The sequence below is a fragment of the Gluconobacter aidae genome (assembly GCF_009547075.1).
GTDB lineage: Bacteria > Pseudomonadota > Alphaproteobacteria > Acetobacterales > Acetobacteraceae > Gluconobacter > Gluconobacter aidae.
The window spans coordinates 18,182-42,676 of record NZ_WIPH01000022.1; the positions used below are offsets into that span (position 1 = coordinate 18,182).

Here is a 24,495-nt window from a genome sequence, read left to right on the forward strand (position 1 = left end):
GGCGACGTGAGCGTCGTCCCCATCCATGTCGCCATGATCATGGACGGGAACGGTCGTTGGGCTCGCGCGCGCAAACTGCCGGTCGCGGCAGGGCACCGTCAGGGTGTGGAATCCGTACAGCAATGCGTCCGCACGGCCATCCGGCTGGGCGTGCGCTATCTGACGCTTTATGCGTTCTCTTCGGAAAACTGGCGTCGTTCGGCGGAAGAGGTCGGGGATCTGACGTCCCTTCTGCGTTTTTATCTGCGCCACAAGATCAATGAGCTTCGTGCGCAGGGCGTGCGTCTGCGGATCATCGGCGATCCAGGGCGTTTCGAGGGTTCCCTGCGTGAGGAACTGCGTCGTGCCGAGGCCCTGACGCTTCACAACACGACCCTGACCCTCACGCTCGCGCTGTCTTATGGTGGTCGCGCGGATATCGTGCAGGCGGCCCGCCGACTGGCCGAAGACGCCGTTGCTGGCAAGATCGCCGCTGAAAGCATCAGCGAGGCCATGCTTGGCGACGCGCTTCAGACCTCCGACATGCCTGATCCCGATCTGGTCATCCGCACCAGCGGCGAGTGTCGCCTGTCCAATTTCCTGCTCTGGCAGAGCGCCTATGCGGAGCTGGTCTTCATGGATGTGCTCTGGCCCGATTTTGGGGAAGTCGAGTTTCTCGAAGCCCTTTCGCATTTCGCAAGCCGTCAGCGCAGGTTCGGCGGCCGCCCCGCATGAGTGCTTCCTCCAGATGGTCTGATCTGCGCCTGCGTCTGCTGTCTGCCGCGGTTCTGATCCCGGTTGCGGCGTTCTGCATCTGGCAGGGGGGGGCGGTCTATGACGCCCTGATCCTGCTGGCGATGTTCGGTCTGGCCTGGGAAGGCGAAACCCTCATCTGCCAGCCGCTGAAGACATGGCGCGGCTGTCTCCTGCTGGCATGGCCTGTCATCGCCGGCCTTGCCGCCCTGAAAGGGGAGTGGAGCGCGGCCTTCTGGATGATCTGGCCCACGCTGATCTTCGGTTTCCCGGCCAGCGTGCCTGTCGTTGTTGCCATCATCGGGGGCCTGTCCCTCCTGTGGCTGCGGCATCTGCCGTTCGGAATGGCGTCCGTTCTGTTCGTCATCTCCGTCGTGGTCGCGAGCGACAGTTTCGCCTATCTGGCGGGTCGTATTTTCGGTGGCCCAAAGTTGGCTCCTTCAATTTCACCGGGCAAGACCCGCTCCGGCGCAATGGGCGGTCTTGTTGGTTCGGCGCTGGCCGGTGGTCTGGTCGCCTGGCTGGCTGTGCCGGGTACGCAGCTTGACGGCCTGGTCTGCGGCGCTGTCCTGAGTGTGTTTTCCCAGAGCGGAGACCTTCTGGAGAGCGCGGCCAAGCGTCGTCTCGGCGTCAAGGATTCAGGCCGTATGATTCCAGGACATGGTGGTCTTCTGGACCGCTTTGACGGTCTTCTCGCGGCGGCACCTGCCGCAGCCCTGCTTTCGCTCGCGGTTACCGCGCAGCCTTTCTGGTCCATCCTGCCTGCAGATCTGACTGGCAGTTCTGCACATCCATCCATTCTTCAGGGGAGTTCTTCTCATGACTGACGGTTCTGCGCGCCCAACACGCCGCCGCATCACGGTGCTCGGCAGCACCGGCAGTATCGGAACCTCAACGGTCGACCTGCTTGCCCGGATTCCGGATGAGATCGAGGTGCGGGCCCTCGTTGGCGGATGCAACGCCGTCCTGCTGGCTGAACAGGCCCGTCGCCTGAACGCCGAAGTCGCCGTCATTCATGACGAAAGCCGTCACGCAGAGCTGAAATCCTGCCTTGCCGGAACAGGTATCCGCACCGCGGCCGGCCGTCAGGCTGTCATCGAGGCCGGGGCCATGGAAGCCGACTGGACCATGGCGGCCATTACGGGCGCCGCGGGTCTCGAACCTACGCTCGCTGCCGCCCGCAATGGTCATGCCGTGGCGCTTGCGAACAAGGAAGCGCTTGTCTGCGCCGGCGATGTCATGCTGCGCGCTGTCGCTGAAGCCGGTGCGACGCTCCTGCCGGTCGATTCGGAACATAACGCCATCGCCCAGTCGCTTGGCAGCTGTGACATGGAGAGCGTCGAGAAGATCATCCTGACGGCTTCCGGCGGTCCGTTCCGCAAATCCTCGATCGAGGAGATGCGTGCCGCCACGCCGGAAAAGGCCCTGAAACACCCGACCTGGACGATGGGAGCGAAGATCACGATCGATTCCGCGTCCATGGCGAACAAGGGGCTGGAAGTCATTGAAGCGGCTCGTCTCTTCGGCCTGACCGAAGACCGGATCGATGTTCTGGTTCACCCGCAGTCGGTCGTACACGGACTGGTGCAGTTCCGCGACGGCAGCCTTGTCTCCCAGATGGGGTCGGCCGATATGCGTATTCCCATCGCCCACACACTCGCCTGGCCGAAGCGCATGGTGACACCCTGCGAACGCCTCGATCTCGCCGCCTATGGCCGTCTGGAGTTCGAAGCGCCGGATGAAGTCCGCTTCGCGCCTCTGCGTCTTGCCCGTCAGGTTCTCCGGGCCGGGGGTGCGGCTCCGGCCGTCTTCTCCGCCGCGAACGAGGTTGCTGTGGATGCGTTCCTCAACCGGCGCATCGGCTTCCTTGGTATCGGCGAGACAATCGATGCCGCGCTACAGGCCATGGATGAAAATCCGGAACTCAGGACCCTCGATGACGTGCTGCACTGGGATGCGCGGGGCAGGGCCCTCGCCGAAGCCCATATCCTGCGGCAGAATGGGAGTCAGCGAAACGATGTGAGCGAGAACGCCCTGAATGCATGATCTTCTGCGGACCATACTGGCCTATGTCCTGATTCTGGGGATCCTCGTTTTCATCCATGAACTCGGGCATTACCTCGCCGCGCGCTGGCGTGGGGTGAAGGTCGAGACCTTTTCCATCGGTTTCGGGCCTGCTTTGCATCGCTGGCACGATCGCTCGGGCACGGAATGGCGCATCAGTGCCATTCCTCTGGGCGGGTTCGTCAAGCCGCACGGTTTCGAAGGCCCGGAAGATGCAACCGACGAACAGAAAGCCACCTGGATTCCGGGCCGGACTTTCCATGACAAGCCCGTAGGCTCCCGTGCCATCGTTATCCTTATGGGGCCGGTCTTCAATTTCATCTTCGCGATCCTGGCTTTCACCGTGCTGTTCGCGGTAGTGGGCAAGCCCGAGATCCGCGAAGACATCTCACAGGTCATCGCCGGCAGTCCTGCGGATCGTGCGGGCGTAAAGCCCGGTGACGTGATTACCCGGATTGGCAATACGCATATCCTTGGTGCCGAGGATGTCATGGCGACCGTCGCGTCCCATCCCGGCCAGCAGACTGTTCTGGGCATTCATCGCGGCACGGAAGACCTCAGCCTGCCGGTCACGCTCGATACCCTGAAGAATGGTGGCCACGACATGGGTAGCCTCGGCGTCGCATTCGCCATATCGAGGGGACGTCCCGTCTCCCTGCCTTCCGCTTTTATCATGGGGATGCAGGAGACCTGGGACAAATCGGTCATGACGCTTCAGGGCGTCTGGCAGATCCTCAGCGGACAGCGGAGTGCGAAGGAACTGGGGGGGACGATTCGCATCGCGCAGCTCTCCGGGCAGGTCGCCAGCTACGGTCTGGCCAGCATCATTTCCTTCATGGCCCTGCTTTCGATCAATCTTGGCCTGATCAATCTTTTCCCAATTCCCGTGCTTGATGGGGGGCGCCTCGTATTCTACGTCTGCGAGGCAATCCGCGGCCGCCCGGTTTCGCGCAGGGTGCAGGAGGTGAGCATGCAGGTCGGAATGGCTCTGATCGGCGCTCTTTTCCTCTTCTCAACGGTCAACGATCTGACCAACATCGGACTGTTCCACTGGCTCTTTCACGCAGTAAGCTAAATATTCTGAAAAGACTTGTGATACAGTTGAACACGTCAGGGCATCTTGCGCGGGACGGGGTTTATCGGATACCTCCGCCAATGGCGTAACGTGTCAGTCGCCTGCAAAAAATATGTTACAAGGAAAGCCGGTTTGTCAGGATCACGGTCAAGAGGTTCCCGGTCTTCGAACAAGCGTCTGGTGCTTCTCGCATCAGCCTGTCTGCTGCCCGTCGTCCTCGGAACGGCTCAGGCGCGTTCCGTTCGTCATCAGGCCCCGGCATCAGCCCCCGGTGGAAACATCATTCAGGCCATCTCGGTCAAGGGAAACACCCGTATCGAGACGAGCACGGTGCTGTCCTACATGGTCGCCCAGCCTGGTGACACGTTCAATCAGGATGACCTCGACCGCTCTCTGAAGACACTATACGCCACGGGTCTGTTCAAGGACGTGACGCTGCACCGCGACGGCAACACGCTTCAGGTCGATCTGGTGGAGAATCCGATCGTCAACCGCATCGTGTTCGAGGGCAACCATGCGCTGAAGGACGAGGATCTCCGCAAGGAAATCAGCCTGCGTCCCCGCGCGGTGTTCTCGGCCGAAACCACAGCCGCCGACCGCCAGAAAATCCTGAACCAGTACGCCGCAAAGGCCCGCTTCGGCGCGACCGTCACCCCGCAGATCGTCAAGCTGTCCCACAACCGCGTGGACGTGGTCTTCAATATCAACGAAGCCCAGCAGACGCTCATCAAGAAGATCGTCTTCGTCGGTAACCATGCTTTCAGCGAAGCACGCCTCGCGCAAGTCATCTCCTCCAAGGAGTCGATCTGGTATCGCTTCTTCTCGTCTTCGGATGAATACAACCCCGAGCGCGTGAAATACGATGCAGAACTGCTGCGTCGCTTCTACCTGCATAACGGCTTCGTCGATTTCCACATGGTGGATGCCACGGGTGAGTTGGCTCCCGACCACAAATCGTTCTACATCACCTTCACCGTGCACGAGGGCGACCGCTATCGTCTGGGGAAAATGGATGTGCGCTCAAGCGTGCGTCATGTGACACCCGAGATGCTGCGCCCGCATGTCGAACTGTTTCCGCATCAGATCTATGATGGCACGGCGATCCAGAACAACACGAAAAACATGCAGGAATGGCTCCAGGCATCGGGTCATCCCTTCGCCATGGTCCGTTCGGAAATCGCCCGGAACCCCGAAAAGCATATCGTTGACCTGCTGTTCGACGTCACAGAAGGTCCACATGTCTATGTCGAGCGTATCGACATCAACGGCAACACCATCACCCATGATGACGTGATCCGTCGGAATCTTCCGATGGCGGAAGGGGACCCGTACACCCCGTTCGACCGCAAGTATTCCAAGCTTGGTCTTCAGGATCTCGGATATTTCAGTTCGGTCTCCGTCGACCAGACTCAGGGCTCTGCGCCTGATCGTGTGAACGTCTCCGCGAACGTGGTCGAAAAGCCCACCGGCGAGTTCTCCCTGGGGGGCGGCTACTCGACGGACGTCGGCGTCCTCGGCAACGCCTCGATCAAGCAGCATAACCTGCTCGGAACCGGTGTGGATGCCGGTATTTCCGGAACGGTCGCCTACTATGAAAAGCAGGCCGACATCTCCATTACCGACCCGTACTTCCTGAACCGTAACCTTGTGGCGGGCGCGGACTTCTATTTCATCCAGAACAACTATCAGACATATCAAAGCTATAAGGAATCCCAGTACGGCATGAGCCTGCGACTGGGTTATGCCTATAACCGATACCTGTCCCAGTCCTGGAACTATACGCTCGTTGACCGTCAGGTTGGCAACTTCTACGACGCTGCTGCCGTCGCCGAAGATCCGAGCCTGATCCAGTGGGTACCGTCAATTTACGTCCAGCAGTCCGCCGGCTGGTCGCTGCTCTCGCAGATCAGCACGTCAGTGACCTATGACCGTCGTGACCGCCGCATGAAACCCCATTCGGGTTACATGTTCAAGGTCGGTGGCGACTTTGCAGGTCTCGGCGGTAACTCGAAATATGCCCGTGTAAAAGCGGATGGCGCCTATTACCTGCCGCTCGATGACCTGACCGGAAACCATGACTGGACGTTCCAGTTCAAGGGTGGCGTCGGCTACATGGGGGACTGGAGTTCGAGCGGAAACCGCAACATCATCGATAACTTCTATCTCGGTGGCCAAAATTTGCGCGGCTTCCTCCAGGGTGGTGTCGGTCCGCGTTCAGGCCATCTCAAGATCAACGGTGTCTATATCCCGGCCCAGGGTCAGGAGGATCTGCTTGGCGGGCGCTTCATGTATACGGCATCCGCACAGCTCAACTTCCCGCTGCCCATGGGGGACGATCTCGGGATTTCGGGCCGTGGTTTCATCGATGCCGGCAGTCTCGCGGGCGTGCGCGTCAAGCATCTCTATACGAACCGCACGAATGACGGCGACAACTACACCCCGATCACCGGTGACAACCTGATCCCGCGTGTTTCCGGCGGCCTTGGCGTGTCCTGGAAGAGTCCGTTCGGTCTCGTCAACATTGATGGCGCCGTGCCGATCCGCAAGGAACATGGTGACCGTCTCTATCCGCTGCGTTTCGGTTTTGGCCAGCAGTTCTGAACTGTTCGAGACCTTGCCGTCCTGTTTCTCAACCCCTTGCCCAGAGGTGGTCATGACCCTCAATTCCCTGATGCGCACGGCTTCGGCCGGCGCGCTTCTGGCAGCGACGATTCTCGTCTCCGCTCCGGGCGCGCATGCCCAGGCTACCGGCGGCAATGGTGGCTGGTTCGTTCCCAAGGCCGCTCATCCTAACGCGGCGCCTGCACGCCCCGTTCAGCGCCGTGTTCCGGTCGCGGCACCTAGCGAAGATGAGGAATCCGCCCCCGTCGAACAGCAGCAGGCGCCCCCGATTCTGCCTCTTCCGCCTATTCCGGCTCCGCCGACCGTCGCGAAGGCCTCGCCTCCGCCTGCTGCTGTCATTGGCGTGATCAACGTCCAGGCCGTCATGCAGATTTCCAGCGCCTGGCAGGAAATCCAGCAGGTTCTCGGTGCCCGTCGTGACCGTCTGGCTCAGGCCGTGCAGCGTGAGGAAGCTGCCTGGCGTGGCGAGCAGCAGAAGCTTCAGGCCCAGGCCCGCAGCCTGACGTCCGACCAGATCCAGCTGCGCGAGCGTCACCTGCAGGAACGTCGTGCCAAGGATCAGCACGATTTCGGCAATCAGGCCCGCATCATCCAGGAAGCGGCACAGGTCGCCATGCACCAGATCGAGCGTGAGCTGGAAGAGCCGAACGGCATCATCGCCGCCGTCGCCGCTGCCCATAACATGAACCTGATCCTGCATGCGGAACAGGTCGTGCTTCATGTCGGCGGTCAGGACATCACCGAGGAAGTCGGCACGCAACTTAACAAGACGCTGCCGCATGTCTTCATCCCTGATGATGGTGTGGACCCCGAGCAGCTCGCCCGGTCCGGCAAAATGCCCACCACGGCTGACGAACAGCGGCAGTCCCAGGGATCGCAGGCTCCCGGACCCCAGCAGGCTCCGGCGTCCGCACCGAGCGAGTCGGTTCTGCGTCAGCATCACTGAGGCGACGGGCCGTGTCTGACATGACAGCAAGCGAAAGCCGCCCGGGCGACAGCCGCTTCTTCCAGCGTTCCGGACCTTTCGGTCTGGAACGGCTGGCAGAGGTCTCGGGCAGTGACATCATTCCGGCCGCATCGGGGAAGGGGCTATCCGAGTTTCGTGGCGTTGCGCCCCTGCATGTTGCAGGACCGGATGAAATCAGCTTCCTCGACAACCGCCGCTACCTGCCGCTTCTGGCGGAAACGAAGGCCGGCGCGGTCATTCTCTCTCCGGCCTTTACCGACAAACTGCCGCCCGATACGGCGGGGCTGGCCTGCAAGGCGCCTTATCTGGCCTGGGCGCGTGTTGCCAGCCTGTTCCATCCGGCTCCCGCTTCCACAGGGGTTCGCCATCCGACCGCCTGGATTGCGGAAGACGCCGAAATTGGCGAAAACGTCGAGATCGGTCCTTTCGCCGTCATTGGCAGCGGTGTCCGTATTGGTCGTGACAGCATTGTCGCAAGCCACGCCAGCATCGGCCAGAGCGTCGAGATCGGCGAGCGTTGCCGGGTCGGCGCGCATGCCGCCATCTCCCATGCCCGGATCGGTGATCGCGTCACGCTCTATCCCGGTGTGCGTATCGGGCAGGATGGTTTCGGGTTCGCCGTCGGCCCCGAAGGCTTCGAAACGGTGCCCCAGCTCGGGCTTGTCGTGCTGGAAGACGGTGTGGAAGTGGGGGCGAACTCCACCATCGACCGTGGTTCCATGCGTGACACCCTGATCGGAGCTGGAACCCGGATCGATAATCTCGTGCAGATCGGCCACAATGCCCGTCTGGGACGCTGCTGCATTGTCGTCTCGCAGGCCGGGATTTCCGGCTCTACGGAACTGGGTGATTTCGTCACCATCGCTGCACAGGCCGGTCTGATCGGGCATATCAAGATTGGCGCGAAGGCCCGGATCGGTGCCCAGTGTGGCGTCATGTCGGATGTGGATGCCGGCGCCGACGTCATCGGCAGCCCCGCGATGCCGTTCCGCGAATTTTTTCGTAATGTTGCCACCTTGCGGAAACTCTCGCGTAAAAGCGGGGACTAGCAGTCCTGCGGCGCGGATGGTAACTCCCCCGCAGGTTTGCTAAGGGAAGCCATTCGTGCTGCTACAGGGCAGCGACTGACAGACAACACCGCTTGAAGGGCATGGTGAAACGATGGACCGAGTGGACGCTCCAGCCGAACAGATGACTCCCGCGACAGACGCCGCTGCTGACAGCCATCAGGTTCCGCAGAGCATCGACATCCTGAAGATCATGCAGTCGATCCCGCATCGCTATCCGTTTCTGCTGATCGACAAGATGGTCGAGATCCATGCCGGGCAGTCCGCCATCGGCATCAAGAACGTGACGGTTAACGAGCCGTTCTTCCAGGGGCATTTTCCGTCTCACCCCGTCATGCCCGGCGTCCTGATCGTTGAGGCCATGGCCCAGACGGCAGCGACGCTGGTGGTCATGACGCTGGGCAAGGCATTCGAAGGCAAGCTGGTCTATTTCATGACAATCGAAAATGCGAAATTCCGCCGTCCGGTCGGCCCCGGTGATCAGCTCCGGATTCATGTCGACAAGGAACGCTCCCGCGCCAATGTCTGGAAGTTCAAGGGTGTGGCGCGTGTGGACGATGTTGCTGTTGCCGAAGCGACCTTCAGTGCGATGATCATGGGTTGACCCGGATGCAGATGGCAGGCAAGCGCCCCGAAACCGCCGAAGTCCATGCGACCGCCATCGTCGACCCGCGTGCGCGCATTGGCGAAAACGTGCGTATTGGCCCCTGGTGCCTGGTCGGCCCCAATGTCACGATCGGTGACGGGGTCTGTCTGCATGCGTCCGTTCTCGTGGATGGCTACACGACCCTGCGTGAAGGCGTGGAAGTCTATCCGTTCGTGACGATTGGTCTGGCGCCGCAGGATCTCAAATACGCCGGTGAGCCGACGTTGTGCGAGGTCGGGGCCAATACCGTCATCCGTGAAAACGTGACGATTCACCGCGGCACCGCGCAGGGGCATGCCCTGACGCGGATTGGCGCGAACTGCCTGATTATGGCCAATTCGCACGTCGCCCATGACTGCGTCCTCGGTGACCGTGTCATCATCGTCAACAATGTCGTCATGGGTGGCCATGTCGAGATTGACGATGACGCCAAGATCATGGGCTCGGCCGCGTTGCACCAGTTCGTCCGGATCGGCCGTGGTGCCGTTGTCGGCGGGGTCTGCGGTGTGGAAATGGATGTCATTCCTTACGGAAGCGTTCTGGGGAATCGTGCCCGTCTGGTCGGACTGAACTGGATCGGCCTGAAGCGCTCCGGCGTTGGTCCGGAGGAAATGCAGGCCATGCGACGCGCCTTCCGGACGCTTTATCCGCGCCATGGTGCGACGGAGTCCGTTCTGGAAACCCGGATTGCCGAAGTCCGTCAGGAATACGGGCATCTCCCCCGCATCGCCGAGATGCTGGACTTCATGGAAGCCCCCAGCCGTCGAGGCCTGACCCGCGTTGCGCGTCAGGAAGGACAGTCCGAAACCGAAGGCGCCTGATCGTGGGGGATCGTGGCTGCATCGGCATTCTGGCAGGCTCGGGGCCGCTTCCCGCGCAGGTCGCCGCCGCAGCCATCGCCAAGGGGCGCAAGGTTTTCGTCATCGGGTTCCGGGACTTCGCCGATCGTGTGCTTCTCGAACCCTATCCGCATGAAATCATCCGTCTTGCCGCTGCCGGTGACATTCTCGGTGCCCTCAAACGGAACAATTGCCGCGAACTGGTTCTGATCGGGCCGGTGCGTCGTCCCGCCTGGCGTGACCTGCGTCCCGATGCTGAAGGGGCGCGTATCCTGGCCAGGCTGGGTCGCGCCATCTTCTCGGGCGATGACGGACTGCTCGGAGCCGTCGTCCGTGTCCTTGGTGAGGAGGGCTTTCATGTCCGTGGCGCCCACGAGTTCCTCGAACATGCCACAGGCCGCTCCGGAACCCTCGGCCGCGTTCTTCCTGACGCCCAGGCCAAGCAGGATATCGCCCGCGGTGTCGAGGTCCTGAAGGTGATGGCAGCCTTGGATATCGGTCAGGGATGTGTTGTCCAGAACGGTCTTGTGCTGGCGGTCGAGGCACTGGAAGGGACTGACGCGATGCTGGGGCGCTGTGGGCGGCTCATGCAGGCGGGAAGTGGCGGCGTTCTGGTGAAGATGCCCAAAACGGGGCAGGACCTCCGGGCGGACATGCCGACGATCGGTCCGGAGACGCTGGAGAATGCGGCCCGGAACGGATTGCGGGGTGTGGCGTTCCAGCCCGGAGTGACCCTCATGACGGACCCCGCTGGCTGCGTGAAGCTAGCGGATCGTTATGGGCTGTTCCTGTATGGGCTGACGCCGGAAGATCTGAAGGACAAGTGATGAGTACGTTTCTGCATACGATGGTGAGAATCCGGGATATCGACCGGAGTCTAGCATTCTACAAGCTGCTCGGGATGAAAGAACTTCGCCGCAAGGAAGTGCGCGAAGGACGTTATACGCTGGTTTTCATCGGATTCGATGACAACGAACACGGACAGGCCGAGATTGAGCTGACCTATAACTGGGACCAGGAAACCGACTACGAAGTCGGCACCGGGTTCGGGCATTTTGCGATCGGCGTGCCGGATGTGGCGGCACTCGTGGAGACCGTCCGTACGGGTGGTGGCAAGGTGACGCGCGAGGCCGGTCCGCTGAAGTTCGGGACGATCATCATCGCGTTCGTAGAAGACCCGGACGGCTACAAGATTGAGCTTATCGAGAAGAAGTAGAGTTCTTCAGCAGTTTCAGGGCGTTTTCCAGCGCGTCGATAATGGTCTGGGCGTTCTGCTGAACGGCTTCGTCGCTGTGAGTGCTGAGGATATCAGCGCAGAGCAGGGCCGGGGCCAGGGCATTTCGCAGGTCGTGACGGAAGTTACTACTGTCCTGGGGGCGCCTGCGGGCGGGAGCCGTGGCTGAAACTGCTGTGGGGCTGTTGCTGGACTCGGGCATGGGCTGAAGTTCCTTTAGGTCTGGCATTGACATGCAGGGCCTGCGTGCTTACAAGCCCGGGTCTCAATCACCGGGCGTTTCGTGCGCCCGATCGACGCGGATGTCCAGCAGTTGAGGCGTCCGCCTGGTTTTTAAGGATCAACGTCATGAAGCGCACGTATCAACCCTCCAAGCTGGTTCGCAAGCGTCGTCACGGTTTCCGTACGCGTAGCGAAACCGTCGGCGGTCGCCGAGTACTGGCCAACCGTCGCGCCAAGGGCCGCAAGAAGCTCTCTGCCTGAGTTTGACCCGATCGGCACGATCCATATAACAGGCCACACACCGGTTCGTTTGAAAAAGCGGCCGCAGTTTCTGCGTGTGGCCGGGAAGGGGCGCAAGGTCGCCACTCCTGGTATGGTCGTGCAGATTCTGCCGGATGACACAGCGACCGCAACCCGCGTCGGTTTCACGGTCACGAAAAAAGTCGGTAATTCTGTCATCCGTAACCGCACCCGCCGTCGCCTCCGCGAGGCCCTGCGTCTCGTTGCGCGGGAAGACGGCCTGCCTACCGGCGATTTCGTCCTTATCGGACGGGACAAGACCCGGGGGCGCGATTTTTCCCTTCTCAAGGATGATCTGCGTCAGGCCCTTCGCAAGGGGCTGGATGTCAATTTCCGGGAAAGCCCCCGCGGGCCGTCCGGCAAAGGCCGGGACCGGGCGAAATGATCGCGTCCGTTATCAGGAAAGCCGTTACGGCCCTGATGCTGTCGCTCATTGACGCCTACAGGCTTTTCATCAGCCCGTTCATTGGCAGGAACTGCCGGTTCGATCCGACATGCAGTTCCTATGCGCTGACGGTCATTCGTGAGCATGGACCTGTACATGGGGGGTGGCTTGCGCTGCGCAGGATCGGGCGCTGTCATCCCTGGTCAGAAGGGGGTATAGACCTGCCTCCGAAGCCACACCGGCATTAAAAAAGCCCTCCGCCTATTGTTTTGAATGCGGTTTTCGGCCACTTGAGGCGCAAGCCCTATTCAGTGAGACGAAAGACCGGCATCCGCCCGATGGACATCAAACGCATTATTGCGGCCACACTTCTCTCGGCCCTTATCCTGATCGGTTTCGACTATTTCATGCCGAAGCCCCATCAGGACGATCCCCATCCCGTCACATATGCGCCTGCGGCACAGGTTCAGAACAGTGCGCCGACCACGGCTGCGCCACCTGCCGAGGCTGCCGCCGAAACGCAGGCGACTGCGCGGCGCATTCCGGTGACGGGGCCGGACGTGCAGGGCTCCCTCAACCTGAAGGGCGCGGTGCTGGATGATCTGATCCTCACGAAATATCGCGAGACCCTGGCCAAGGACAGCCCGCTTGTGCGGCTGCTGGACAAGGCAGGGAGCGCGCATCCCACGTTCGTCGTGATCGGCTGGACGAATGCTCCGGGCTCCAGTGCCCGCCTGCCGGACCTGAATACGGTCTGGGAGAGTTCCGATGAGACGCTGACGCCGGATCATCCGGTGACGCTGCACTGGGATAACGGGCAGGGGCTGGTGTTCTCCATCCAGATTAGCCTGGACGAGCACTACATGTTTGCTGTGAGCCAGACGGTTGAGAACCATTCGGGTCAGCCGGTGGCTCTGGTGCCGTTCGAGCGTGTGCAGCGTGACTATGATGCGCCGGAAGGGGCTTTCACGGCGCATGAGGGGCCGATCGCCGTCATCGGTGGCCGGATGCAGGATGAGAGCTACAAGAACCTGCGCAAGGGGGCTGACCATCCGGATCACGTCTCCTGGTCGTCCACGGGTACGAATGGCTGGGACGGCATCAGCGACAAGTTCTGGCTGACGGCCGTGGCTCCTGCGGATGGCACGCCGGTTGCGGCGAGCTTTGCTTACGTGCCGGGAACGCCGGGGTCGTATCAGGTGGGGATGTCCACCCAGAACGCCCAGCAGATCATGCCGAACGGCTCCATCACCGAGAAGAGCCATGTCTTTGCCGGCGCGAAGGTCGTCAGCCTGCTTCAGGGCTATAGCAAACAGCTCGGCATTCCCGATCTGGACAAGGCGATCGACTTTGGCTGGTTCAGCTTCCTGACCCGTCCGCTGCTCACGCTGCTGCACTGGCTGTATCTACATCTGGGCAATTTCGGTCTGGCGCTGATGGCGCTGACGCTGATTGTCAAGATCGTTCTCTTCCCGCTGGCTTCCAAGGCCGCCCAGTCCTCGGCACGGATGCGTCTGCTGGCGCCGAAGGTCAAGGAGATCCGGGAAAAGAACAAGGACGATCCGATGGCCATGAACCAGAAGGTCATGGCGCTGTATCGTGAAGAGAAGGTGAGCCCGGCGAGCGGCTGTCTGCCGATGCTGATCCAGGCGCCGATCTTCTTCTGCCTCTACAAGATCCTGAACATCAGTATCGATGCGCGTCATGCGCCGTTCTTCGGCTGGATCCATGATCTGTCGATGCCGGACCCGACGAACGTGTTCAATCTGTTCGGGTTGCTGCCGTTCGATCCGACGCATTACTCGTCGTTCCTGCATGTCAGCATCTGGGGCACGGCCCTTGGCCTGACGTTCTGGCTGCTTCAGCGCCAGACCAGCTCGACGGCGAGTCTCGATCCGGCGCAGGCGCGGATGATGCAATTCATGCCGCTGGTCTATGTGTTCTTCATGTCCGGCTTCCCGGCCAGTCTTCTGGTCTATTACACCTGGAACAACCTGCTGACGGTTGCGCAGCAGATGTTCATCCAGCGTCGGACGGGTCTGCCCGTTCCGGTATCGCGGACCTGAGGCCCGGCAGAGGCATGATGAAAGAAATCCCGGGGCCGCCAACCGAGGCCCAGATCGAGGACGGGCGGCTTCTGTTCGCGGGAGAATGCGAGTTCTTCTTCGGCTCGCAGAAGATCGACCAGCTTCCGCCTGTCGGCCGGCCGGAAGTGGCGTTTGCCGGCCGGTCCAATGTTGGCAAGTCCAGTATCATCAATGCGCTGACGGGGCGTCGTGCGCTTGCGCGGGCCTCTTCCGAGCCAGGACGAACCAAGCAGCTCAACTTCTTCAATCTGGCTGACCGGCTGTCTCTCGTGGACATGCCGGGCTACGGGTTCGCCAAGGCGGCGAAATCGGTCAAGGAAGACTGGCAGGACATGATGTTCGCCTATCTTCGCGGTCGGACGACGCTGGAGCGGGTCATCCTGCTTCTGGATGCGCGGATCGAGCTCAAGGCATCGGACAAGGATGTCATGGAACTGCTGGATCGTGCGGCCGTGGTGTTCCAGATCGTGCTGACCAAGTGCGACCAGGTGAAGCCAAAGGCACTGGCGGCAAAAATTGTGGAAGTCGAGGCGCTGGCGCTCAAACATGCCGCTGCCTATCCGCGCATCATTGCCACCAGCAGCGAGACCGGTTTCGGGATCGAGGATCTGCGGGCGGAAATCGCCCGTTTTGCCGTGCCACTCCAGACGTCAGGGGAAGGACAGTCCGGATCATGACCAGTAAGACCTCCAAGAGCACTCACAGCGACAAGCTGCCCGAGGTGCCGCCCGTCGCCAACGTCGAGGAAGCCCAGCAGCAGGCGGCCATCCTGTCCAGCGCGCTGCCGTTTCTGCGGCGTTATGCCGGGGATACGATTGTCGTCAAATATGGCGGTCATGCCATGGGTGAGGGCAAGCTGGCGCATGCGTTCGGTTATGACATCGCGCTGCTCAAGCTCGTCGGGATCAATCCGATCGTGGTGCATGGCGGTGGGCCCCAGATCAGCGCCATGCTGGACCGACTGAAGATCCGTTCGGAGTTCATCGACGGGCTGCGCGTGACGGACAAGTCCATGGTCGATGTGATCGAGATGGTTCTGTCGGGCAGCGTCAACAAGCAGGTGGCGCAGCTGATCAACCGGGCCGGAGCATTGGCCGTCGGCATTTCCGGCAAGGATGGCGGGCTGATCCAGGCACGTCGTCTGACGCGCACCAAGCGTGATCCGGACAGTGAGATTGAGAAGGTTATTGATCTGGGATTTGTCGGACAGCCGGAAAAGATCGATCCGCGAGTGCTGTATGCGCTGCTCGGCGCCGGGCTGATCCCCGTGATCGCCCCCGTGGGTGTCGGCGAGGATGGGGAGACCTACAACATCAACGCTGACACTGCGGCTGGCGCGATTGCCGGTGCGGTTCATGCGTCGCGGCTGCTGATGCTGACGGATGTTCCGGGTGTGCTGGACGAGAACGGCAAGCTCATCGAAGAGCTGAGCGCGGAAGAGGCCATGCGCCGGATTGCGGACGGGTCGATTTCGGGCGGCATGATCCCGAAGGTCGAGACCTGCCTAGAGGCAGTTCGCAAGGGGGCGAAAGCCGCCGTCATTCTGGACGGGCGCGTGCCGCATAGCTGTCTTCTGGAGCTGTTCACACGGGCCGGGCCGGGAACGCTTATCAAGGCATAACCGACTGTCAGCAGGACTGGACCGGAATTATGGCGCTTCGTGTGAGAAGCGCCATTTTCTGTTTTCGGCCACTCCTTCCTGAAGGGCCTGCACGCCACGTTCGAGCAGGCTCTCGGGGGTTTCTTCGGCATTGGTTTCGCGGGAGACAAGCCCCAGCTGAAGCGGCAGGTGGACCGGCGGATCGATCAGGATGGGAATGCCGTGGGCCGTCATGCGCTCGGCGCGTTCGGCTGCGGCGAAGCGGTCCCCGCCATCCATCCAGAGCCCGAACGTGTTGTTGCTGATGCGGCCGATGGCATCCGTCGGGCGGATGGCTTGTCGCAGAAGAGCCACGCACTGACGCAGGGCCTCTTCGCCGGCCTCGAAACCGCGCGTCTTTGAAAGCTCTGTCAGGCCGGGCACGCGGGCGATGATCAGGGTTGCGGCCATCGCTTCCTGATCCAGCCGGCGGCTGCGGCGCTCGATTTCTGATTTCAGGCCGTTCCAGTTCAGCAGATTCGACGCGATGTCGTAGTCGGAATCCGTCAGGATCTGGCGATGGATGCTGTCCAGTTCCCAGAATCCGGCCAGCAGGGAGCAGACTGTCTCGCAGACCTGCCGGTCCTGTGCAGACCAGGGCTCGGAGCGCCAGACGACGAGGCAGAGCTGTCTGAGGCTGCGGATGTTTTCGCGGCAGATCATGACATGGCTGCCGCCGGTCCTGAACAGCTCCGTGCCAGCCTGGGGCGTGGGCGTCGACAGGATGGGCTGGATATCCGCAGGCAGGGCGGATGATGTGAAAAGAAATGTTTTCGGAAATGCGGTGTCCAGCAGCGCGCCTTCCGCTGCGAAGGGTGCGAGAAGGGCGTCCATCGCGGCGGCAGAGGCCAGTCTGGGGACGATGGCCTTGCGGAGCGCCGTAATGGTGGCGGCGAGGATCGCGACCCCGACGGTGCTGACGGGAAGGTTGCGACTTACAGGGTGAAGAGTGGAATTGTTTTCAGTTCCCAGGGTGGCGACAGTTCCGGGCAGCGTCTGTGAGACCGTCTTGAGGGTGCCGCGTGTTCCGGTGACCCGGCCTTCGCTGTCCTGGAAAGGGCAGGAGGAGAGGATGACGGTCAGGGGCTCGCCCTGCGGGTTCGTGATCTGGACGGGCGTGCCGGTATGGGGCTGAAGGACGTTCACGGTGTCGCACAGTGCGCTGAACGGGCGGCCGATCAGGGGCGTCGTGGGCTGTCCCAGCCATGTTTCGGGGGAAATCAGGATGATCCGGCCCCGGCTGTCGGTCTCGAAGACCAGATCCACCGCCTGATAGAGCAGGGAGCGCCAGCGTTCTCGGCTTTCCAGGGTTGACGCCAGCATGTTCCGCAGGTCCTGCGGGGTCCTGTCCGGTGACGGATTATTCAGGAACTGGGAGAACAAGGAACGCATATCAGGCAAGGGTGACATATCCCGCGGAGAGCTCTCGGTCGGGCCAGCCAGTCAAAGCCCCCGGTTTTCATAAGCGTGATTGGTTAAGAAGCCATTAACAATATCAGGGCGCGAACAGAGCGGCCGTCAGGAGTAAAGATCCCGTTGACATGAAACCCCGGGAAACGCATGGTCCGGCGGATTTCTGCTTCTTTTTTACCGGACCGACCCGATGCCGAATGCACCCCTTCGTACCGTCATTGAAGCTCTGTGGGAGCGTCGTGCGACGCTCAGCGCCCGTACGGAAGGCGAAGACCGCGATGTCGTGGAAAAAGTCCTGTCCGCGCTGGATGCCGGGACGCTGCGTGTCGCTGAGCCGTCCGCAGATGGCTGGATCGTTCATGAATGGCTGAAGAAGGCGGTTCTGCTGTCGTTCCGTCTGAATGACAGCCGGGTCATGGAGCGCGGTTGCGGAGGTGAGCCGGCATTCGACAAGGTCCCGCTGAAATTCGATGGCTGGGACCAGTTCCGTTTCGCCGAGGCTGGTTTCCGTGCGGTTCCGGGTGCGATCGTGCGTCGCTCCGCGTTCATTGCGCCGAATGTGGTGCTGATGCCGAGCTTCGTGAATGTCGGCGCGCGCGTCGACAGTGGCACGATGATCGATACCTGGGCGACGGTCGGGTCCTGCGCCCAGATCGGCAGGAACTGCCATATCAGCGGTGGTGCGGGCATTGGTGGCGTTCTGGAGCCGTTGCAGGCTGCTCCGGTCATCATTGAAGACGACTGCTTCATCGGGGCGCGTTCGGAAGTGGCCGAGGGCGTGATCGTCGAGAAGGGCTCCGTTCTGTCTATGGGCGTGTTCCTGGGTGCCTCCACCAAGATCGTGGACCGTGCGACGGGCGAAATCTTCATGGGCCGTGTTCCGGCCTATTCCGTCGTCGTGCCGGGCACGCTGCCGCCGAAGGAGCCGGGTATGCCGTCGCTGGCTTGTGCGGTGATCGTCAAGCGTGTGGACGAGCGGACGCGCTCCAAGACCTCCATCAACGATCTTCTGCGCGACTGATCCTGTGACGGGGTCAACCTTTCCGACGGATCCCGTGGCGCTGGCCCGGGATCTGCTGCGCTGCCAGTCGGTCACGCCGGCCGATGGGGGGGCTCAGGCGCTTCTGGCAGGTGTGCTGGAAGGGATGGGGTTCGAGACGTTCCATCTCCCTTTCGGTCCTGCTGACGCGCCGACGCCCAATCTTTATGCCCGGCTGGGGAAAGGGCATCCCGCGCTTTGCTTTGCGGGGCATACGGATGTCGTGCCGCCGGGTGAAGGCTGGGCGCATGATCCGTTTGCGGCGGTTATCGAGGGTGACCGGCTTTATGGACGCGGGATCGCGGACATGAAGGGCGGGGTGGCCTGTTTCGTTGCAGCCGTTGCGCGGCGTCTGGAACAGGGGCCGCTCAAGGGTTCCGTATCGCTGCTGATTACGGGAGACGAGGAAGGTCCGGCGCATTTCGGGACGAAGCCGGTCATTGAATGGCTGGCGGAACGGGGTGAACTGCCGGATTTCTGCGTTCTGGGCGAGCCTACCAACCCGCAGGCACTCGGGGATGTCATCAAGATCGGACGTCGGGGCAGCATGAATGCTGTCGTGACCGTGCATGGGACGCAGGGGCATGTGGCCTATCCGCATCTGGCGGATAATCCGGTTCATCGTCTTCTGGCAGCGTTTTCCGAACTGACGGCGCGGGAACTGGATGCGGGGAGCGAGTGGTTCGATCCGTCGTCCCTTCAGGTCACGAGCATCGATGTTGGAAACGGGGCGACCAATATCATTCCGGGAAGTGCTGTCGGCCGGCTGAATATCCGGTTCAATGATCTGCACACCGGGGCCGCTCTGACGGCGTGGATCGAGGACGTGGTGCGGCATCACGCGCCTCAGGCGGACGTGCAGGTGTCCATCAGCGGCGAGGCGTTTCTGACGCAGCCAGGGGATGCCGTAACGTGCCTGTCCGAGGCTGTGCGCAGTGTCACGGGACGGACACCCCGGCTCGATACCAGCGGCGGGACGTCGGATGCGCGGTTTATTTCGCACTACTGCGAGGTGGCGGAGTTCGGCCTTGTCGGCGCGACCATGCACAAGCGTGACGAAAACGTGGAGCTTGGGGCGCTGGAGGATCTGACACGGATTTATCTCGCGTTCATGGAAGGATACGGGCTGTGACTTCCGGACGGCCGGGTCCGTTCCCACCTACCGGGAATATGGCCATTCCTCTGGGTGTGTGGCTTCTGGGGCGGGGGCGGTCCGAAGGGATCAACTGTTTCGCACCCGGAGCGGGAGCCCTGTTCGCGGCTCTGGCACCGACGGTTGCGCTGGCGGTCATTGGTGTGTGGATGGCGTTCATGCTCCCACCCGCCGAGCGGATCATGGGGCTGGTGCGGGCTGTGGTGCCGCTGGTCTGCACGCTGTTGCAGCTTGTGGTGTCGGAGCTTTATGCGGGCGTCCTGAGCCGCAAGGGTCTGTGGACGCGTTATGCCACGGCGTCGCTCTGGTGCGGGTGGCTGCCACTGGTCATGCTGATCATGGCGCAGGGCGTGCTGCATCTCGTGCTGCCGGGGGCTGCGGCGTCCAGCCAGGCGTTGGGCGGCCTCGCTTTCGGGGCACAGCTCTATACGCTGTGGCTGACCTGGTATGTGACGAAAGTCGGGCTTGTGACGACCGGCTGGCAGGCTTTTGTCATGACAGTCCTGCAGACCCTGCCGGTGGGGGGACTGCTCTGGGCCCTGTGGCTGCTGCCGCCGCATTACAATGCGGTTGTCGATCTGCTTGGGCTGTCGTCCTAGGAGCGGTTGAAGGGATCGTCGGGATAGCCGACATCCATCAGGCAGAGCCCCTCGGGAGGGGCTGTCTGCCCGGCCGCGCAGCGGTCTTTTGCTTCCAGAATTTCAATGATCTTTTCGACCGGCCACTGACGTGAGCCGATCATCATCAGGGTGCCGGCCATGTTCCGGACCTGATGGTGCAGGAAGGAACGCGCCTTCGTGTCGATCATGACCAGTTCACCATCGCGGTGGATGTTCAGGACGTCCAGCGTGCGGATGGGGCTTCTGGCCTGACAGGCGACGGCGCGGAAGGATGTGAAATCATGCGGGCCGAGGAGATGGTTCGCGGCCTGCTGCATGAGGTCGACGTCCAGCGGGCGCTTGATGTGCCAGACGCGGTTTTCCATCAGCCCCGGACGGGCTGGCCGGTTGAGGATGGTGTAGCGGTAGCTGCGCCAGGTCGCGGAGAAACGTGCGTTCCATTCCGGGCCGACTTTCGCCGTTTCCAGCACGACGACGCGGTGGGGTTTGAGGTGGTATCCCATGCCGTCGCGGATCTGTCGGGCGTCGATCGGGGCGTCATCCGGGAAATCAAGATGGATGACCATACCTGCCGCATGCACGCCGGCATCCGTGCGGCCGGCGGTGATGCTGGGGACGGGGCGGTTGCGAACCAGTTTTGAGGCGGCGGCTTCGATCAGGCCCTGAATGGAGATGCCGTCGTTCTGCTTCTGCCAGCCGAGATAGCCGGTGCCGTCATATTCGATCCGCAGGGCCCAGCGGTTCAGACCCGTGGGCTCGGCGGCGGGTTCAGCGAGAGGCTCCGCAACCTGCGTGTCAGACAAGGCGGGTGCCTTTCGGCACGGGCTGGCCGCGCAGGAAGTCGGAAGCGGACATCATGCTGCGACCGGGCTTCTGCAGACGGTCGATGCGCAGGGCACCGGTGCCGCAGGCGATGGTGAGGCTGTCATCAAGCGTGATGCCGGAGGCGGCGCTATGGCTCTCGGCAGGCAGCGGGGTGGCTGCACCGATCTTGACGACGACATCATCGAGCGTGGTGAACGCGCCGGGCCAAGGCGTCAGGCCACGGATCTGGCGGTCGATCTCGGTGGCGCTGCACGTCCAGTCGATACGGCCATGATCGCGGGTCAGGCGCTCGGCGTAGGTGACGCCGTCTTCGGGCTGCGGCACGGGTGTGGGCTGTTCGGCCAGCGCACGGACGACCAGACGGCCGCCGATTTCGGACAGGCGGTCGTGCAGCGTGCTGGCAGTGTCGGTCGCGCTGATGGGGGTGGCCTCTTCCAGCAAGACCGCGCCGGTGTCGAGGCCTTCATCCATCTGCATGATGGAGACGCCACTCCGGGTGTCGCCTGCGACGATGGCGGACTGGATGGGCGAGGCGCCACGCCAGCGGGGCAGGAGGCTTGCATGAATGTTCAGGCAGCCCAGACGCGGGGCATCCAGCATCGCTTTCGGCAGAATGAGGCCATAGGCGGCGACCACGGCGGCATCGGCGTTAAGGGCGGCGAAGGCTTCGTGTTCTGCCGTGTCCCGGCGGACGCGTGCGGGCGTACGCACCTCGATCCCGGCGGCTTCGGCGGCTTCATGAACCGGCGAGCGACGGAGCGCCTTGCCGCGCCCTGCCGGGCGGGGGGGCTGCGTGTAGACCGCGACCACCTCGTGACCCGCATTGAGCAGGGCGTGCAGTGCCGGGACCGAAAAGTCCGGCGTTCCCATGAAAATCAGCCGCATCAGGGTATCAGCGCCTTCCGAGTTTCTGCTCTTTGGCGAGGCGACGCATGATCATGTTGCGCTTGAGCGTCGAGAGGTGATCGACGAACAGGATGCCGTCGAGATGGTCCATTTCGTGCTGGATGCAGGTGGCGAGCAGGCCGGATGCATCGTGCTCGATCGTCTCGCCCGCAAGGTTGCGGTAGCGCACGCGGATCGATTCGGGGCGGACGACTTCGGCATACTGGTTCGGCAGGGAAAGGCAGCCTTCCTCACGCGCGGCAAGCTGATCGGAATCAGAAATGATTTCCGGGTTGATCAGCAGCATGGGCTCACGGGGTGCATCTTCCTCGGCCACGTCCACCAGAGCGAAACGCATGCCCAGACCGACCTGCGGGGCGGCGAGGCCGATGCCCGGCGCCTTGTACATGGCGGAAAACATACCCGGAAGCTGTTCGCGGATGAAGGCAATGTCCTCGGGGCGCACGTCGCGGGTGACCTCCCGCAGCACGGGCTGGGGGGCGATCAGGATCGGGGTGGGCGGCACCGCGTCGATGCCGGACAGGAAATCGAATTCGCTCATGTCCTGCGATGTAGCGAGCGCGGGCGCCAAATGCCAGTGCAAGATCAGGTTTGAGTGCAGGTTTTGCGTTGCGTCCTGTAAGGGTAGAACTTGCATCCGTGCGGGTGGACACCATATCGTAGGGTCAGCCGGTTGCCGCATGATGGGACCGGCCCTGTTTATGTCTCGCTCATGGAGGAGGCTTTAGCCCTATGTCCGGTCGCCTGTTCACGTCCCCGATGTTCCTCGGTTTCGATCACCTCGAGCAGATGCTTGAGCGTGCCGCCAAATCGACGTCCGACGGGTATCCCCCTTATAATATCGAGCAGCTCAGCGCCACGGCCCTGCGGATTACGCTGGCTGTCGCGGGCTTCGTGATGGACGATCTGCAGATCACGCAGGAAGACAACCAGCTCGTGATCCGCGGGCGTCAGGCGGATGACAGTCAGGGGCGGATTTTCCTGCATCGCGGGATTGCCGCACGGCAGTTCCACAAGGCATTCGTGCTGGCGGAAGGCATCGAAATTGGTGGGGCGTGGCTTGATAACGGCCTGCTGCACATTGATCTTCTGCGTCCGGAGCCGGAAGTGCGGGTCAAGCGGATTGCGATTTCGCAGGGACGGCGCAGCCCGGCACCGGGACCGACGGTTCATCACGAAGTGGTGCCGCCCGTTGTGAAAACGCGGCGTACGACGCGTCCGGCCCGCGATATCGACGACGAATAAGGCCGGTTGCGCGGTCACATTTTTTACAGACTGAACTCAAGGCTGGGCGCGATATCGCCCCGGCTTCAGAAGGAACCTGACTTGAACAATCCCTTCGAAAACGGTGATCGTTCGGACGACAAACTCCCCGTGGATCTGCGGCGCATCACGGGGCCGCAGCTCCTGACGCTGGGCATGTCCCACCTCGCCTATGTCAAATCCGTCATGCATGACGGGGAACTGGTCGTGGCCATCCATGCCGCCGACGGCACGCCCATGGCGGTCGCGGAAGACGAGGAAAGCGCGCTTGATGCGATCCTCGAGCATGAGATGATCCCGACCCTGCTTCAGTAATCCCAGCCAGAAGGTCCACGCCCGTGAGTAAAAACGCCGATATTACCCGTCACCTCGAAGAAGAGCGCCTTGCGGGCGTGGTGGTCCATAACGGGCTGGCCTATCTGGCCGGTCAGGTGGCAGATGACGCCAGCCTCGATACGGAAGGCCAGACGGTCGACATCCTGCGCCAGATCGACGCGCTTCTGGCCTCTCTGGGGACGGATAAGAGCCGGATCCTGTCGGTTCAGATCTTCCTGACGGATATCGGTGAGATTGGTGCGATGAACCGTGCCTGGGATGCCTGGCTGGATACGGCAAACAAGCCGGCCCGGGCGACGGTCGAGGCGAAGCTGGCTGTGCCGGAATGGCGCGTTGAGATGACGGTAATTGCCGCGTTGAAGTAGGTTTTTATGAATAAAAAGGCCGTCTTTCCGTTAGGGAAAACGGCCTTTCCATAAAAAGTAGAGTATGATTAGATTCTTATTCGCTGCATAAATAAGAGGCTATTATTTAGTTGGGTTTCCAAAAAAAATCTTTAACAGGCATTTATTGATTTTGGATATTATCTATCGGCAAGTCTCCGTAACGGTTCTTCATACTCGCCAATTAGTCTATTTAATGGATCAGCATCTTTGAAAAAGACTTGAGCATCATATCCATTATCAGCAGTTAGACCCGTTGTTTTTCTGACTGTTGATATGGCATTGCGTGTTACTTCATTTTTCCAGCCAGGGAAACCTATCTGGGATACTTTATTTTCTCCATTGTAAACGTCGATATAATTTCTATGAGGATTTCTTAAGGAACACCCATGGTTAGATAGAATTACTTGGAGTTCATTAAATGTTATAACATAGTATATTCTTGCATCCTTTTTTCGAAACATTGATTTGAATTTTGGCGATATTTCATCTATCCGCATGTGCCGATTATTCTTTGAGTGAAATTCGGCAATTTCTACGGTAAAGTCTTCGACTACCTGTATATCTACTGAAGGGACGTATCCATTTTCTAACATAAAAAAACTGATCTTAGAAAAGCCGTTCTTTTATTGGCATCATGGAATGGGTGGTCATTTACCAAACCAAAAATTAACGAAG

30 protein-coding genes are annotated in these 24,495 nt (G+C 61.3%); 23 read left to right on the forward strand and 7 right to left on the reverse strand.

Annotated elements, in window-relative coordinates; all coding sequences use genetic code 11:
- Positions 1 to 33 precede the first annotated feature (33 nt).
- The 11 genes from uppS (at position 34) to gloA (ending at position 11,228) form a co-directional block, all read left to right on the forward strand.
- On the forward strand, positions 34 to 714 hold the full coding sequence (gene uppS, locus GFJ39_RS09825; protein ID WP_233736040.1) for a polyprenyl diphosphate synthase: 681 nt from the start codon (positions 34 to 36) through the stop codon (positions 712 to 714).
- The gene (locus GFJ39_RS09830) at positions 711 to 1,559 is read left to right on the forward strand and encodes a phosphatidate cytidylyltransferase (protein ID WP_153431169.1); all 849 of its coding nucleotides are present in this window, start codon (positions 711 to 713) and stop codon (positions 1,557 to 1,559) included. Before uppS ends, GFJ39_RS09830 begins: the two co-directional genes overlap by 4 nt.
- A complete protein-coding gene (gene dxr, locus GFJ39_RS09835; RefSeq protein ID WP_153431170.1) occupies positions 1,552 to 2,778 on the forward strand; it encodes a 1-deoxy-D-xylulose-5-phosphate reductoisomerase in 1,227 nt (408 codons plus the stop codon). Before GFJ39_RS09830 ends, dxr begins: the two co-directional genes overlap by 8 nt.
- Positions 2,771 to 3,871 carry an RIP metalloprotease RseP gene (gene rseP / locus GFJ39_RS09840; protein ID WP_153431171.1) on the forward strand — a complete coding sequence of 367 codons (1,101 nt, stop codon included), beginning with the start codon at positions 2,771 to 2,773 and terminating at the stop codon, positions 3,869 to 3,871. Before dxr ends, rseP begins: the two co-directional genes overlap by 8 nt.
- A gap of 132 nt (positions 3,872 to 4,003) precedes the next feature.
- A complete protein-coding gene (gene bamA / locus GFJ39_RS09845; RefSeq protein ID WP_153431172.1) occupies positions 4,004 to 6,472 on the forward strand; it encodes an outer membrane protein assembly factor BamA in 2,469 nt (822 codons plus the stop codon).
- Positions 6,473 to 6,524: 52 nt separating this feature from the next.
- Positions 6,525 to 7,439 carry an OmpH family outer membrane protein gene (locus GFJ39_RS09850; RefSeq protein ID WP_153431173.1) on the forward strand — a complete coding sequence of 305 codons (915 nt, stop codon included), beginning with the start codon at positions 6,525 to 6,527 and terminating at the stop codon, positions 7,437 to 7,439.
- A 20-nt stretch (positions 7,440 to 7,459) separates the two neighbouring features.
- Positions 7,460 to 8,509 carry a UDP-3-O-(3-hydroxymyristoyl)glucosamine N-acyltransferase gene (lpxD, locus tag GFJ39_RS09855; protein WP_153431189.1) on the forward strand — a complete coding sequence of 350 codons (1,050 nt, stop codon included), beginning with the start codon at positions 7,460 to 7,462 and terminating at the stop codon, positions 8,507 to 8,509.
- Between the two features lie 112 nt (positions 8,510 to 8,621).
- Positions 8,622 to 9,131 (forward strand): 3-hydroxyacyl-ACP dehydratase FabZ, encoded by a 510-nt coding sequence (fabZ, locus tag GFJ39_RS09860; protein ID WP_011253341.1) that lies wholly within the window; start codon positions 8,622 to 8,624, stop codon positions 9,129 to 9,131.
- A 5-nt stretch (positions 9,132 to 9,136) separates the two neighbouring features.
- Positions 9,137 to 9,994 (forward strand): acyl-ACP--UDP-N-acetylglucosamine O-acyltransferase, encoded by an 858-nt coding sequence (gene lpxA, locus GFJ39_RS09865; protein WP_153431190.1) that lies wholly within the window; start codon positions 9,137 to 9,139, stop codon positions 9,992 to 9,994.
- A gap of 2 nt (positions 9,995 to 9,996) precedes the next feature.
- Positions 9,997 to 10,839, forward strand: a complete 843-nt coding sequence (locus GFJ39_RS09870; protein WP_325062909.1) for an LpxI family protein — start codon at positions 9,997 to 9,999, stop codon at positions 10,837 to 10,839.
- The gene (gloA, locus tag GFJ39_RS09875; protein ID WP_153431175.1) at positions 10,839 to 11,228 is read left to right on the forward strand and encodes a lactoylglutathione lyase; all 390 of its coding nucleotides are present in this window, start codon (positions 10,839 to 10,841) and stop codon (positions 11,226 to 11,228) included. Before GFJ39_RS09870 ends, gloA begins: the two co-directional genes overlap by 1 nt.
- Here gloA and GFJ39_RS09880 read toward each other — a convergent pair.
- Positions 11,212 to 11,448, reverse strand: coding sequence for a hypothetical protein (locus GFJ39_RS09880; RefSeq protein ID WP_228391889.1), 237 nt, complete (start codon positions 11,446 to 11,448; stop codon positions 11,212 to 11,214). The genes gloA and GFJ39_RS09880 overlap by 17 nt on opposite strands.
- Positions 11,449 to 11,594: 146 nt before the next feature.
- Here GFJ39_RS09880 and rpmH point away from each other — a divergent pair, with 146 nt between their 5' ends.
- The 6 genes from rpmH to argB all read left to right on the forward strand — a co-directional run bounded on the left by rpmH (position 11,595) and on the right by argB (position 15,861).
- A complete protein-coding gene (gene rpmH / locus GFJ39_RS09885) occupies positions 11,595 to 11,729 on the forward strand; it encodes a 50S ribosomal protein L34 (RefSeq protein ID WP_062110587.1) in 135 nt (44 codons plus the stop codon).
- Positions 11,730 to 11,778: 49 nt separating this feature from the next.
- Positions 11,779 to 12,153, forward strand: a complete 375-nt coding sequence (rnpA, locus tag GFJ39_RS09890; protein WP_153431177.1) for a ribonuclease P protein component — start codon at positions 11,779 to 11,781, stop codon at positions 12,151 to 12,153.
- Entirely contained in the window at positions 12,150 to 12,401 is a 252-nt protein-coding gene (yidD, locus tag GFJ39_RS09895; RefSeq protein WP_153431178.1) for a membrane protein insertion efficiency factor YidD, read from the forward strand. Before rnpA ends, yidD begins: the two co-directional genes overlap by 4 nt.
- Before the next feature lie 90 nt (positions 12,402 to 12,491).
- Positions 12,492 to 14,219, forward strand: a complete 1,728-nt coding sequence (yidC, locus tag GFJ39_RS09900; protein ID WP_153431191.1) for a membrane protein insertase YidC — start codon at positions 12,492 to 12,494, stop codon at positions 14,217 to 14,219.
- Between the two features lie 17 nt (positions 14,220 to 14,236).
- Positions 14,237 to 14,917, forward strand: coding sequence for a ribosome biogenesis GTP-binding protein YihA/YsxC (gene yihA, locus GFJ39_RS09905; protein ID WP_153431192.1), 681 nt, complete (start codon positions 14,237 to 14,239; stop codon positions 14,915 to 14,917).
- Complete coding sequence (argB, locus tag GFJ39_RS09910) at positions 14,914 to 15,861, forward strand: acetylglutamate kinase (protein ID WP_153431179.1); 948 nt, start codon at positions 14,914 to 14,916, stop codon at positions 15,859 to 15,861. The genes yihA and argB overlap by 4 nt, the downstream gene beginning before the upstream one ends.
- A 27-nt stretch (positions 15,862 to 15,888) precedes the next feature.
- On the opposite strand, the gene GFJ39_RS09915 is transcribed toward argB, so the two are convergent.
- Positions 15,889 to 17,202: a sensor domain-containing diguanylate cyclase gene (locus GFJ39_RS09915; protein WP_228391890.1), complete on the reverse strand. Its 1,314-nt coding sequence runs from the start codon at positions 17,200 to 17,202 to the stop codon at positions 15,889 to 15,891.
- A gap of 280 nt (positions 17,203 to 17,482) precedes the next feature.
- On the opposite strand from GFJ39_RS09915, the gene dapD reads away from it, so the two are divergent.
- Genes dapD through GFJ39_RS09930 form a run of 3 tightly spaced genes read left to right on the forward strand, consistent with a single transcriptional unit; the run spans position 17,483 to position 20,083 of the window.
- On the forward strand, positions 17,483 to 18,313 hold the full coding sequence (dapD, locus tag GFJ39_RS09920; RefSeq protein ID WP_153431181.1) for a 2,3,4,5-tetrahydropyridine-2,6-dicarboxylate N-succinyltransferase: 831 nt from the start codon (positions 17,483 to 17,485) through the stop codon (positions 18,311 to 18,313).
- 4 nt (positions 18,314 to 18,317) lie between these two features.
- Positions 18,318 to 19,463, forward strand: a complete 1,146-nt coding sequence (gene dapE, locus GFJ39_RS09925; protein WP_325062910.1) for a succinyl-diaminopimelate desuccinylase — start codon at positions 18,318 to 18,320, stop codon at positions 19,461 to 19,463.
- A 38-nt stretch (positions 19,464 to 19,501) separates the two neighbouring features.
- Positions 19,502 to 20,083: a hypothetical protein gene (locus tag GFJ39_RS09930; RefSeq protein ID WP_153431182.1), complete on the forward strand. Its 582-nt coding sequence runs from the start codon at positions 19,502 to 19,504 to the stop codon at positions 20,081 to 20,083.
- Here GFJ39_RS09930 and truA read toward each other — a convergent pair.
- From truA to def, 3 genes are read right to left on the reverse strand one after another with little or no spacing between them, the layout of a single operon-like run.
- Positions 20,080 to 20,907, reverse strand: a complete 828-nt coding sequence (gene truA, locus GFJ39_RS09935) for a tRNA pseudouridine(38-40) synthase TruA (RefSeq protein ID WP_194285341.1) — start codon at positions 20,905 to 20,907, stop codon at positions 20,080 to 20,082. The two genes, GFJ39_RS09930 and truA, sit on opposite strands and share 4 nt — an antisense overlap.
- Positions 20,900 to 21,814 (reverse strand): methionyl-tRNA formyltransferase, encoded by a 915-nt coding sequence (gene fmt, locus GFJ39_RS09940; protein WP_153431183.1) that lies wholly within the window; start codon positions 21,812 to 21,814, stop codon positions 20,900 to 20,902. The genes truA and fmt overlap by 8 nt, the downstream gene beginning before the upstream one ends.
- 7 nt (positions 21,815 to 21,821) lie before the next feature.
- Positions 21,822 to 22,376, reverse strand: coding sequence for a peptide deformylase (gene def, locus GFJ39_RS09945; RefSeq protein WP_153431184.1), 555 nt, complete (start codon positions 22,374 to 22,376; stop codon positions 21,822 to 21,824).
- 191 nt (positions 22,377 to 22,567) lie between these two features.
- Here def and GFJ39_RS09950 point away from each other — a divergent pair, with 191 nt between their 5' ends.
- The 3 genes from GFJ39_RS09950 to GFJ39_RS09960 all read left to right on the forward strand — a co-directional run bounded on the left by GFJ39_RS09950 (position 22,568) and on the right by GFJ39_RS09960 (position 23,799).
- A complete protein-coding gene (locus GFJ39_RS09950) occupies positions 22,568 to 23,080 on the forward strand; it encodes an Hsp20 family protein (RefSeq protein WP_041112093.1) in 513 nt (170 codons plus the stop codon).
- Between the two features lie 81 nt (positions 23,081 to 23,161).
- On the forward strand, positions 23,162 to 23,413 hold the full coding sequence (locus GFJ39_RS09955; protein ID WP_153431185.1) for a DUF1150 family protein: 252 nt from the start codon (positions 23,162 to 23,164) through the stop codon (positions 23,411 to 23,413).
- A gap of 23 nt (positions 23,414 to 23,436) precedes the next feature.
- Positions 23,437 to 23,799, forward strand: coding sequence for a RidA family protein (locus tag GFJ39_RS09960; protein WP_325062911.1), 363 nt, complete (start codon positions 23,437 to 23,439; stop codon positions 23,797 to 23,799).
- 158 nt (positions 23,800 to 23,957) lie between these two features.
- Here the strand turns inward: GFJ39_RS09960 and GFJ39_RS09965 are convergent, their stop codons facing one another.
- Positions 23,958 to 24,413, reverse strand: a complete 456-nt coding sequence (locus GFJ39_RS09965; RefSeq protein WP_194285342.1) for a hypothetical protein — start codon at positions 24,411 to 24,413, stop codon at positions 23,958 to 23,960.
- Positions 24,407 to 24,487, reverse strand: coding sequence for a Fic family protein (locus GFJ39_RS14530; RefSeq protein WP_407645885.1), 81 nt, complete (start codon positions 24,485 to 24,487; stop codon positions 24,407 to 24,409). Before GFJ39_RS14530 ends, GFJ39_RS09965 begins: the two co-directional genes overlap by 7 nt.
- Between the last annotated feature and the right edge of the window lie 8 nt (positions 24,488 to 24,495).

What these genes read in the sequence shown, in the direction of transcription:
- uppS (WP_233736040.1), top strand. Translation starts at nt 34, where the DNA reads ATGATCATGGACGGGAACGGTCGTTGGGCTCGCGCGCGCAAACTGCCG.
- GFJ39_RS09830 (WP_153431169.1), top strand. Translation starts at nt 711, where the DNA reads ATGAGTGCTTCCTCCAGATGGTCTGATCTGCGCCTGCGTCTGCTGTCT.
- dxr (WP_153431170.1), top strand. Translation starts at nt 1,552, where the DNA reads ATGACTGACGGTTCTGCGCGCCCAACACGCCGCCGCATCACGGTGCTC.
- rseP (WP_153431171.1), top strand. Translation starts at nt 2,771, where the DNA reads ATGCATGATCTTCTGCGGACCATACTGGCCTATGTCCTGATTCTGGGG.
- GFJ39_RS09850 (WP_153431173.1), top strand. Translation starts at nt 6,525, where the DNA reads ATGACCCTCAATTCCCTGATGCGCACGGCTTCGGCCGGCGCGCTTCTG.
- lpxD (WP_153431189.1), top strand. Translation starts at nt 7,460, where the DNA reads ATGACAGCAAGCGAAAGCCGCCCGGGCGACAGCCGCTTCTTCCAGCGT.
- fabZ (WP_011253341.1), top strand. Translation starts at nt 8,622, where the DNA reads ATGGACCGAGTGGACGCTCCAGCCGAACAGATGACTCCCGCGACAGAC.
- lpxA (WP_153431190.1), top strand. Translation starts at nt 9,137, where the DNA reads ATGCAGATGGCAGGCAAGCGCCCCGAAACCGCCGAAGTCCATGCGACC.
- gloA (WP_153431175.1), top strand. Translation starts at nt 10,839, where the DNA reads ATGAGTACGTTTCTGCATACGATGGTGAGAATCCGGGATATCGACCGG.
- GFJ39_RS09880 (WP_228391889.1), bottom strand. Translation starts at nt 11,448, where the DNA reads ATGCCCGAGTCCAGCAACAGCCCCACAGCAGTTTCAGCCACGGCTCCC.
- rpmH (WP_062110587.1), top strand. Translation starts at nt 11,595, where the DNA reads ATGAAGCGCACGTATCAACCCTCCAAGCTGGTTCGCAAGCGTCGTCAC.
- yidD (WP_153431178.1), top strand. Translation starts at nt 12,150, where the DNA reads ATGATCGCGTCCGTTATCAGGAAAGCCGTTACGGCCCTGATGCTGTCG.
- yidC (WP_153431191.1), top strand. Translation starts at nt 12,492, where the DNA reads ATGGACATCAAACGCATTATTGCGGCCACACTTCTCTCGGCCCTTATC.
- yihA (WP_153431192.1), top strand. Translation starts at nt 14,237, where the DNA reads ATGAAAGAAATCCCGGGGCCGCCAACCGAGGCCCAGATCGAGGACGGG.
- argB (WP_153431179.1), top strand. Translation starts at nt 14,914, where the DNA reads ATGACCAGTAAGACCTCCAAGAGCACTCACAGCGACAAGCTGCCCGAG.
- GFJ39_RS09915 (WP_228391890.1), bottom strand. Translation starts at nt 17,202, where the DNA reads ATGCTGGCGTCAACCCTGGAAAGCCGAGAACGCTGGCGCTCCCTGCTC.
- dapD (WP_153431181.1), top strand. Translation starts at nt 17,483, where the DNA reads ATGCCGAATGCACCCCTTCGTACCGTCATTGAAGCTCTGTGGGAGCGT.
- GFJ39_RS09930 (WP_153431182.1), top strand. Translation starts at nt 19,502, where the DNA reads ATGGCCATTCCTCTGGGTGTGTGGCTTCTGGGGCGGGGGCGGTCCGAA.
- fmt (WP_153431183.1), bottom strand. Translation starts at nt 21,814, where the DNA reads ATGCGGCTGATTTTCATGGGAACGCCGGACTTTTCGGTCCCGGCACTG.
- def (WP_153431184.1), bottom strand. Translation starts at nt 22,376, where the DNA reads ATGAGCGAATTCGATTTCCTGTCCGGCATCGACGCGGTGCCGCCCACC.
- GFJ39_RS09950 (WP_041112093.1), top strand. Translation starts at nt 22,568, where the DNA reads ATGTCCGGTCGCCTGTTCACGTCCCCGATGTTCCTCGGTTTCGATCAC.
- GFJ39_RS09965 (WP_194285342.1), bottom strand. Translation starts at nt 24,413, where the DNA reads ATGTTAGAAAATGGATACGTCCCTTCAGTAGATATACAGGTAGTCGAA.